Here is a 1745-nt window from a genome sequence, read left to right as displayed (position 1 = left end):
GTGGGGGAGGGCCCGGGGCTCTCCTTCATCATGCCGACGATGAGGGCGGTCGCGCCGATCCCGCAGGAGGCGACGGTCGCGCCGATGAGCGCGATCACCGCCATCAGCCGGTAGCGGGGCGTCGGCGGGCGGCGCCCGGACCGCGGCCCGGCGAGCGCCCGCTCCAGCCGGTCGACGGCGCGCGCGTGGCTGAGCCGGCGGGTCGGGTTCTTCTCCAGCAGCCCGGTGATGACCGGCGCGAGCGCGCCCGCGTTCTGCGGGGACGGGGTCGACTCGTTCGCCAGCGCGGACAGCGTCGCCATCACGTTCTCGCGCTCGAACGGCGGGCGACCCTCCAGCGCGGCGTACAGCGTCGCGCCGAGCGACCACAGGTCGGACCGCGGGGTGGCCTTCTCCCCGGCGGCCACCTCGGGCGCCACGTACGCGGGCGAGCCCATGAAGTGGCCCGTCTTCGTCAGGCTCGCCGAACCGGAGGAGAACGCGAGGCCGAAGTCGGTCAGCACGACCCGGTCGCCGTCCAGCAGCACGTTGCTGGGCTTGAGGTCGCGGTGCACTATCCCGGCCTTGTGCGCGACGTTGAGCGCGTCGAGCAGGGCGCGGCCGATGTGCGCGACGCGTTCGGGCGGCAGCGGACCGGAGCGCTCGATCAGCTGCTCGAGGCTGGGCGCCTCGATCATCTCCATCACGATCCAGGGACGGCCCTGTTCGATGACGACGTCGTACACCTCGACGATGGAGTGCGTGCGCAGCTGTGCGGGCGCGCGCGCCTCCCGGAGGGTACGGCGGTAGAAGACCACCCGGTCGTCCTCGGAGAGGTCCTCGGGGAGCCGCAGCTCCTTGATCGCCACCGCGCGATCGAGGAGCTCGTCATGCCCTCTCCAGACGGTGCCGTTGGCACCCTGACCTATTTCCGAGACCAGCCGGTAGCGCGTCGCTAGAACGAGGCGCTCTGACTGTGACATGGCGGAAAAGATACCGGAGTGGCCAGGCGGTCATCGGGGAGACCTCAGCAGGAACCAAATATTTGGCCCAATACTGTGACCTACCGACGAGAAACAACGGCTATGGGCGCCCCGCGGGCCCCTCGGAGGCCCGCCGGACGCCTCGCCGGACGCCCCGCCGGACGCCCCGCCGGGGGTCAGCGCCTGCCGATGGTGAGGACGGGACCGGTGGTGTCGGCGAAGAAGTCCTCGCCCTTGTCGTCGACCACGATGAACGCCGGGAAGTCCTCGACCTCGATCTTCCAGACGGCCTCCATCCCGAGTTCCGGGTATTCCAGAACCTCGACCTTCTTGATGCAGTCCTGGGCGAGGCGGGCGGCCGGTCCGCCGATGGAGCCGAGGTAGAACCCGCCGTGCTCCTTGCAGGCGTCGGTGACCTGCTTGGACCGGTTGCCCTTGGCGAGCATGACCAGGGAGCCGCCGGCGGCCTGGAACTGCTCGACGTAGGAGTCCATCCGGCCGGCGGTGGTCGGGCCGAACGACCCGGACGCGTAGCCCTCGGGCGTCTTGGCGGGCCCCGCGTAGTAGACGGCGTGGTCGCGCAGGTACTGCGGCATGGGCTCGCCGGCGTCCAGCCGCTCCTTGATCTTGGCGTGCGCGATGTCGCGGGCCACGACGAGCGGGCCGGTCAGCGACAGCCGCGTCTTCACCGGGTAGCGGGTCAGCTCGGCGCGGATCTCGTCCATCGGGCGGTTCAGATCGATGCTGACCGCACTCCCCCCGCCCTGTCTCTTGTACACATCT

At 70.5% G+C, this 1745-nt stretch carries 2 protein-coding genes; both read right to left on the bottom strand.

Translation table 11 applies throughout. The features are described 5' to 3' along the window. A partial coding sequence (locus tag E1284_RS40535) for a serine/threonine-protein kinase (protein ID WP_131945409.1) occupies positions 1 to 962 on the bottom strand: 962 nt, incomplete at its 3' end. A gap of 176 nt (positions 963 to 1138) precedes the next feature. Continuing rightward, positions 1139 to 1745, bottom strand: a 607-nt coding sequence (locus E1284_RS40530) for a FumA C-terminus/TtdB family hydratase beta subunit (RefSeq protein WP_207924248.1), incomplete at its 5' end; no start/stop codon positions are given.

The organism is Actinomadura bangladeshensis, from assembly GCF_004348335.1.
Taxonomy (GTDB): domain Bacteria; phylum Actinomycetota; class Actinomycetes; order Streptosporangiales; family Streptosporangiaceae; genus Spirillospora; species Spirillospora bangladeshensis.
This window is presented reverse-complemented; position numbering and strand designations above follow the sequence as displayed.